Annotated in this window: 7 protein-coding genes (1 of these 7 only partly in view); 3 read left to right on the top strand and 4 right to left on the bottom strand. The window is 62.7% G+C overall.

The genetic code is table 11. The features are described from left to right. Positions 1 to 265, bottom strand: the beginning of a protein-coding gene (locus K728_RS23330; RefSeq protein WP_443110993.1) for an ATP-grasp domain-containing protein. The gene continues 479 nt to the left of window position 1, outside the view; the window shows 265 of its 744 coding nt (coding positions 1-265); its start codon is at positions 263 to 265; its stop codon lies off the left edge, out of view. Between the two features lie 56 nt (positions 266 to 321). On the opposite strand from K728_RS23330, the gene K728_RS23325 reads away from it, so the two are divergent. Beyond that, positions 322 to 474, top strand: a complete 153-nt coding sequence (locus K728_RS23325) for a hypothetical protein (RefSeq protein WP_443110992.1) — start codon at positions 322 to 324, stop codon at positions 472 to 474. A gap of 384 nt (positions 475 to 858) precedes the next feature. Here the strand turns inward: K728_RS23325 and K728_RS0114175 are convergent, their stop codons facing one another. Then, the gene (locus K728_RS0114175) at positions 859 to 2,460 is read right to left on the bottom strand and encodes a phytoene desaturase family protein (RefSeq protein ID WP_024477109.1); all 1,602 of its coding nucleotides are present in this window, start codon (positions 2,458 to 2,460) and stop codon (positions 859 to 861) included. Positions 2,461 to 2,482: 22 nt separating this feature from the next. Next, positions 2,483 to 2,956: a MarR family winged helix-turn-helix transcriptional regulator gene (locus K728_RS0114170; RefSeq protein ID WP_019481105.1), complete on the bottom strand. Its 474-nt coding sequence runs from the start codon at positions 2,954 to 2,956 to the stop codon at positions 2,483 to 2,485. Between the two features lie 122 nt (positions 2,957 to 3,078). On the opposite strand from K728_RS0114170, the gene K728_RS0114165 reads away from it, so the two are divergent. Next, on the top strand, positions 3,079 to 5,292 hold the full coding sequence (locus tag K728_RS0114165) for an MMPL family transporter (protein WP_019481104.1): 2,214 nt from the start codon (positions 3,079 to 3,081) through the stop codon (positions 5,290 to 5,292). 209 nt (positions 5,293 to 5,501) lie between these two features. After that, positions 5,502 to 6,839: an aminotransferase class I/II-fold pyridoxal phosphate-dependent enzyme gene (locus tag K728_RS0114160; RefSeq protein ID WP_019481103.1), complete on the top strand. Its 1,338-nt coding sequence runs from the start codon at positions 5,502 to 5,504 to the stop codon at positions 6,837 to 6,839. A 73-nt stretch (positions 6,840 to 6,912) separates the two neighbouring features. Here the strand turns inward: K728_RS0114160 and K728_RS0114155 are convergent. Beyond that, the coding region (locus tag K728_RS0114155) for an HNH endonuclease signature motif containing protein (protein WP_024477108.1) at positions 6,913 to 7,296 on the bottom strand (384 nt) is incomplete at its 5' end.

Below are 7,296 nucleotides of genomic sequence, written 5' to 3'. Positions count from 1 at the left end.
CACGCCGTTTGGAGTGGGCCAGAGGCGTGAGGTGACTTGTTGCACCCGGCCATCCAGGTGGCCGTCGTGGAAAATCCCGATGAGGGCACCGAGATGCCCCTTGATCGGTTCCTGAAGGATCGGTTCGGCGCCGGCCTTCCTGACCCGCTCGATCTGTGGACCGGCAGAAATGATGTCGGGGAAGAGCTTCGCTTCGATCCGGTGTGGCCTGGTCTGGCCGTGCGCCCAGTGCGTCAGGCACTTGACTACCACCGGCCCTTGCCATTGTTCGATCGCCTCATCGGATGCCTGGACAGTGCGGGGCGCCGACAGGCCGATTTGATGGGCGAGCGCCGAAAGTTCAACCTTGTTGAGTGCAGCGTTCACGACGTCGGCCGGCGGGTGGGCCACCCGGGTGGGAATGTCGTCCCGATAGGTGGCGAGTGCCGCCATCCAGTCGTCGCCGCCGCCGAACACGACGTCGTAGGACCCTAGGGCTACTGCCCGGCGGACTCCTTCGATGAACGCGGCGCCATCCAGCCGCGGTCGTGGCACCACATGCCGGGCAGAGCAGGCGACTGACGCGCCGAGCATCCCGCCGCCGTCGGGAGTTCCGACACCAACCACCCAGCCGGACTGGCGCAGCGAGCGGACGGCAGCAAGCGCACCCCTGTCCCGGCTGGTACTGATGACGAGGGCCCGCGGTCCCTCGGTTGGTGTCTTTTTCAAACTCGCCTCAAGGTATGGTGAGCGGCCGTCCGATGCTCCGCACCGGTGCGGACACTCGCGGTAAGTCCAGGGTCAATAGGCTTTCACTCTACTGGCGGGACCAGCCACATGACCGGTTAAGCGTTCCACTCGGCGTTTTCTTCTGAACCTCTAATGCTCCTCGAGGAGGGCCATGGCGGCGCTGTGGCCACCCAGCCCGCTGACGCCACCGCCTCGTTGGGATCCCGCCCCGCAGAGCAGCACGCGCTGGTGGTCGGTGGCGACACCCCAGCGCTGGGCGGGGGTGTCCAGGGGTGCGTCGTCCTCGGCGAACGGCCACGACAACGGACCGTGGAAGATGTTCCCGCCGGTCAGGCCCAGCGTCTCCTCCAGATCGAGGGTGGTTTTCGTTTCAATGCAGGGCTTGCCGTCGCCGTCGCGCAGGATGCAATCCTCGATGGGCTCGGCCAGCACGCTGTTCAGCGATTCGAGCACTGCAGCCTGCAGCTCTTCGCGCAGCACGTCGTGATCGGCGTCATGGCTTAATCGATGCGGGGTCTGCAACGAAAAAACGGTCAGGGTGTGGGCGCCGGACTCCCGCAGTGACTCCGACAGGATCGACGGATCGGCCAGGGAATGGCAGTAGATTTCGATCGGCAAGGGGGATGGGATCCTGCCGTTCTCCGCGGCGGTGTAAGCGGTGTCCAACTGCGAGTACAACTCGTTGATATGGAAGGTTCCGCCGAAGGCCTGCTCGGGGCTGATCTCGGGGTCCTTGAGTTTCGGAAGCCGCGAGAGCAGCAGGTTGACTTTGACCTGGGCGCCCTCGGCCGCACCTGCGGAGGTTGCGAAACCGTCGGCGCCCGGACCGCCCATCAGCCGACCCAGCACAGCGGGCGTGACGTTGGCCAGCACGTATTCGCCGGTCACGCTCCGCATGCGGCTGTTCTCCTCCGCTGGTTGGTAATGGACGACGCCGTTGGGCGCCACCGCTGTCACCTCGGCCCCCGTGCGGATCTCCACTCCCGCGGCCAGCGCGGCCCGTTCCAGGGCACCGCTGACTGCTCCCATGCCGCCGACCGGGACATCCCAGTCCCCGGTTCCCCCGCCAACCACGTGATAGAGGAAGCACTTGTTTTGCTGCAGGTCCTCGTCGTGGGCCCGCGCGAAAGTGCTGATCAAGCCGTCGGTGAGGAGTACCCCACGTACCAGATCTGACTCCACCGAGCGCTCGATTACCCCACCGAGCGGCTGTTCAATGAAGTCGGCCCAAATCTCGTCGTCGCCGACCAGTTCCCTCGCCTCAGCGCGCCTGAGCAGCGGCTTGGTGAACGTGGGCCATAGTCGCTCGGCGAGGGTCGCGGTGCGACCGTAGAACTCGCCAAAGGCCCCAGCATCGTCGCCCGCATCGATCCTGCGGAAACTCTTTCGGGTCGCTTTGCGGTCCTCGTTGTCGACCAGCAGGCCGGAAGTGCCGCCAGCCACCGGCGTGTAGGAGGAATATCGTCGACGGACCAGCTCCAGATCCAACCCCAAATCGTCGATAATCTGCTGGGGGAGGAGGCTCACCAGGTAGGAATACCGCGACAGTCGCGCTCCCGTGCCGGGAAAGGCCTCTGCGGATACGGCGGCGCCACCCACTTGGTCCTGGCGCTCGAGGACCACCACCGACCGGCCCGCCTTGGCCAGGTACGTGGCTGCAACGAGCCCGTTATGGCCTCCGCCCACCACTACGGCGTCGAAATGGTCCTGTCTGGCGCGTGATCGATCCATTGGCTCAGCCTAGCAACCAGCACTACCCGGCCGGTTGCTGCGCTACTTCCTCTCGCGCGGCGATGGTTGCGCTCGTGATCTGACGCATCATCTCGGCCAGCAGTTCCTGCTCCTCGGTGGAGAACTGTGCCAGCGCGCCACCGATGTGCTGGGCCAGTGGGGCGAAAAGTTTGCCGCCGGTGGCCATTGCCTTCTCGGTCATTTCGAGGTGGACCTGCCGCCGGTCGACGTCGCTCCTGGAGCGTTTCACATGGCCCGCATTATCCAGGCGGTCCACCAGTGCGGTAGTCGCAGGGGAACTCAGGTGCAGTTCGGAGCGCAGCATCCCGGGAGTCACGACGGCACCGGCCCGGGCGGCGCCCATCATGACGCCGAGGGCATTCAGATCTGTCCGATAGAGAGAATCCCGCGCGCTGACAGTATCCACGTACCGATCCGTTTCCACGGTGAACTGTTGGAGCAACGCCATCAGTTCGGGCCGGGGGTTCTCTGCCATGCTCACTCTCACCTCGTCGTTTCAACAGTTACCGCAAGAAACAACTCTAGTCCGTCTACCAATTATATCTCCATGATGGATATAGTTTGTTTTAGAGATAATTTCGTTGAGAGGCGTTCATCATGCACAGCAAGTGGTTACGGGTCCTGTTGCCCGCCGTCGTCGTCCTGATCTGGCTGGTGGGCGCCGCGTTCGGGGGTCCCACCTTCGGCAAGTTGGAGGAAGTCTCGAGCAATGACCAGGCGTCGTTCCTCCCGGCCAACGCCGAATCCACCGAAGCAGGTGAACTGCAGAACCAATTCACTGATTCGGACTCCCTGCCTGCGGTGATCGTCGTCGAATCGGAGACGGAGATTCCACCAGCCGACCTCGGTGGGTACGAGGAGCTTGCTACCTCCCTCGCGGCGGTTGAGGGACTGGAGCCTGCTGAAGCCGGAGCGCCAACTGTCATCGGGCCCGTGCCAGCCGAAGATTCATTCGCTATTCAGTACATCGCGTTTGTAGCGGACGACGCCGAGATCGGGGAGGTGGTAGAGGCGCTTCGCGAGGTGCTGACCGCAGAGATCCCCGACGGTACCACCGGGTACGTCACGGGGCCGGCCGGTTTTGCCACCGACCTCTCAAGCGCCTTCAGCGGCATTGATGGGTTGTTGCTCAGCGTGGCGCTGGGAGCGGTCTTTCTGATCCTGTTGTCCGTCTACCGGTCTGTAATCCTTCCGTTCCTGGTGCTGCTGACCTCAGTGTTTGCGCTGGCCACATCGATCGTTCTGGTCTATGCCCTGGCCGACTGGGGATGGATTCAGCTCAGTGGTCAGAGCCAGGGAATCCTGTTTATCCTGGTCATCGGCGCGGCGACCGATTACGCGCTGCTGCTTGTTGCACGGTTCAGGGAAGCACTTGGCGAACACGCCGCAAAATGGGACGCGATGCGGGTGGCGTACCGCGGCTCGTTCGAACCGATTCTTGCCTCCGGGGCCACGGTTATTGTTGCGCTGCTCTGTCTATTGTTTTCCGACCTCAACTCCAACCGGAGCCTCGGTCCGATCGCGGCGATTGGAATCCTCTTCTCCTTGGCGGCTGCCCTGACACTGCTGCCCTCTCTTCTCCTGCTCTTCGGCAGGTCGGCGTTTTGGCCGCTGCGCCCCAAACTGGGGTCCAGCCACGTTCAGCCCGAAGGAGTGAACGCCACCGGGCTGGAGGGACTGCGTGGCATCTGGAAGAAGGTGGCGACACTGATCTCCCGGCACGCCCGACCCGTCTGGATCGCTTCATTCCTCGTCCTGGCCGCCGGTTCCCTGGGCTTGTTCCAACTGCAGGCTAACGGAGTACCACAGTCCGCACTGATCCTCACGGAATCGAATGCGGTGGACGGGCAGGAAGCCCTGGCGCGCCACTTCGACGCCGGTTCGGGGAGCCCAGTCTCGGTGATCGCCCCAGAGCAGGATCAGGATGCTGTCCTGGAAGTGGTGCAGAGCCAGGCCGGCATCACTGACGCCGCGCTCAGTTCCGAGTCTCCCGAACCCGGCAGCGACGTCGTCGTCCGTGGCGGCAACGTGCTGATTACCGGCACACTGCAGTCACCGGCAGACTCCGATGAGGCCGAAGACGTGGTGCGTGAGTTGCGGACCGCACTGGACGACGCCAGCCCAGAGGCACTGGTTGGTGGCGTAACCGCGATCGCGATTGACACCAACGACACGGCCCAGGCTGACCTGGTGAAGATCATTCCGATCGTGTTGGCGGTGATTTTGGTGATCTTGATGCTCCTGCTCCGTTCCATCGTGGCGCCGGTCCTACTGATCCTCAGCGTGGTGCTCTCCTTCGCGACGGCGCTGGGCGTGTCGGCCCTGGTGTTCAACAACCTGCTCGGTTTTGAGGGTGCAGATGCGTCGGTTCCGCTGTTTGGCTTCGTGTTCCTCGTGGCATTGGGGGTGGATTACAACATTTTCCTGATGACACGAGTCCGGGAGGAATCGCTACGCATCGGAACCCGCCCCGGAATTCTGAGGGGTCTGGGTGTCACCGGCGGAGTCATCACCTCTGCGGGTGTGGTGCTGGCGGCCACCTTCGCAGCCCTGGGGGTCATCCCGATTCTGTTCCTTGCCCAGATTGCGTTCATCGTGGCCTTCGGTGTGCTGTTGGATACGCTGATCGTGCGCTCACTGCTGGTGCCGGCCCTGTCCTACGACCTGGGTCGGCGGATCTGGTGGCCATCCCGGCTAGGACGCGAATCCGGACCGGTGCACCGAGGCGGGTCATCCGGGTTGTCGGGTCCAGGCTCGGCGGGCAGGCGGGACGAGCAGGGCCACCGCGCTGAACCGGCTCACCGTGGGTAGATAACACTCTGGGTAGATAACACTCTGGGTAGATAACACTCTGGGTAGATAACACCGCAGCAGTCCCCGGCCCCCTCCAACCCGTTCCGCGGAGGGAAAGGCCCGGTCTGGAAGCGCTCTTTACAGCTGAATCAGTGGAGGCCATAATCGGTCGCATCACAGCCTCCACTGATTCAGCGCGCTGATTATTCGACAGCTGAGGAGCGATCATGAGTGATCAAACCAACCCACCCGACCATGACGTACCAGCCAACGATGCACTGGATAAGGGTCCGGCGCCAAAGACCAGCCAGCAGCCGGGAATACCTGATCCTGACCGCTCCAGTTCGATGACACCGGGGCTTGCCAGTTCGCCGATATCGCAGCGGGCTGGGAACGTGGCAGCAGCCGAGCCTTACCGGCTCCTCAATGCTTTCCTCACGTCCTCGACGTATGCTGCGCGCCGGAACGAGCCAGGCATCTGCGACCTGACTTTCGGTAACCCACACGAGATGCCGCAAGAGGCCTATGTTGCGGCGCTCCAGGAAGCCACAATTCCACGCAACGACCAATGGTTTGCCTACAAACAAAACACCCCTGAGGCGCAGGAGGCGGCCGCGGCCTCCCTCCAGCGCCTCATTGGGGTGCCATTTCGTCCCGAGGACATCCACCTGGCTACCGGCGGTTTCACGGCGATCGCCCTCGCGCTCAAGGCAGTGGGAGACCCCGGCGACGAGGTGATCTACAGCCTTCCACCGTGGTTCTTCTACGAGCCGATCGTCATCGAGGCCGGGCTCGTCCCCGTAAAGGTCACTGTGGATTTGGAGACCTTTGACCTCGACGTGGACCAGATCGCAGCGGCGATCACCAGCCGCACGTGTGCGGTGATTGTCAACACTCCCAACAACCCCAGCGGCCGGATTTATCCGCCAGCTGTGCTCGAACGTCTCGCGGCAGTGCTTGAGAGCGGCTCGGCCGCGATTGGTCGCCGGATTTATCTCATTTCCGATGAGCCCTATAACCGCATCGTGTTTGACGGTGCTCGATTCCATAGTCCGATCGAGTTTTACCGCTATACCCTGCTGGCCTACTCGTACGGGAAGACTCATCTTTCGCCGGGTGAACGGATCGGCTATCTGGCGTTGCATCCGAACCTGCCTGATCGTGATGTGGTTGTCAGCGCACTTGACGCCCTGCAACTGGCGATGGGATGGATTTACCCAAACGCCGTGCTCCAGCACGCATTGCCCAGACTCGAACAGTTTTCGATCGATATCCCGGCGCTCCAACGCAAACGCGACCGGATGGTTGATGCGTTGCAGGAGATGGGTTATCGGGTTATCCGCCCGGAAGGAACGTTTTACCTGTTTGTGCGCTCGCCGGACCCCGACGACGAGGCATTCGTGGCGACCCTAGCGGCCCAGGGGGTCTTTGTGATGCCAGGCGTGCATTTCGAGACACCCGGCTTCTTTAGGATTTCCCTGACTGCCAACGAGGAGATGCTAGAACGAAGCCTCCCGATCTTCGCTGCCGCCATTGAACGGACCGTTGCCACCGCTGAAGGCTAGAAGGTTAGAACTGTGCATTCAGGTCTGTCTCAGTAGATCGAGGCAATTGGGCAGCACAGGAGAACTGAGTTGGCTAGAAGGGCGGGGGTATGTCGGGTGGTGGTGCGGGTGGTGGGTCTGGTCGGGTGAGGTAGGTTTCGCCGAGTGGTGAGATCGCGATGATGGTGCCGGGGTCTGGTTGTTGGTAGTGCCAGTAGCCTTCGGTTTTGAACATGTGGTGGCGTTTACACAGGGCCGCCAGGTTCCCGTAGCTGGTTTTGCCGCCTTGGGACCAGGGGGTGGTGTGGTCGAGTTCGCAGAACACCGCCAACCGGTTACATCCCGGATGCCGGCAGGTTCCGTCCCTGACCCGGACCGCATCCTTGAGGTCCTGCGGGACACGGTACGTGGTCGCATCGGCTCCGAGCCTGGCCCCGGTGAAGGGGTGGGTGAGGATCCTGGTGAACGATGGTGCGTG

Source organism: Arthrobacter sp. CAL618 (assembly GCF_000468215.1).
Lineage (GTDB): Bacteria > Actinomycetota > Actinomycetes > Actinomycetales > Micrococcaceae > Arthrobacter_D.
Note: the sequence above shows the minus strand (reverse complement) of the source record. Positions and strands in the feature narration are given on the sequence as shown.

Excerpts from the sequence above, each read along its gene's own strand:
- K728_RS0114165 (WP_019481104.1), top strand. The coding sequence starts at position 3,079 with ATGCACAGCAAGTGGTTACGGGTCCTGTTGCCCGCCGTCGTCGTCCTG.
- K728_RS0114170 (WP_019481105.1), bottom strand. The coding sequence starts at position 2,956 with ATGGCAGAGAACCCCCGGCCCGAACTGATGGCGTTGCTCCAACAGTTC.
- K728_RS0114175 (WP_024477109.1), bottom strand. The coding sequence starts at position 2,460 with ATGGATCGATCACGCGCCAGACAGGACCATTTCGACGCCGTAGTGGTG.
- K728_RS23325 (WP_443110992.1), top strand. The coding sequence starts at position 322 with ATGGGCGAGCGCCGAAAGTTCAACCTTGTTGAGTGCAGCGTTCACGAC.
- K728_RS0114160 (WP_019481103.1), top strand. The coding sequence starts at position 5,502 with ATGAGTGATCAAACCAACCCACCCGACCATGACGTACCAGCCAACGAT.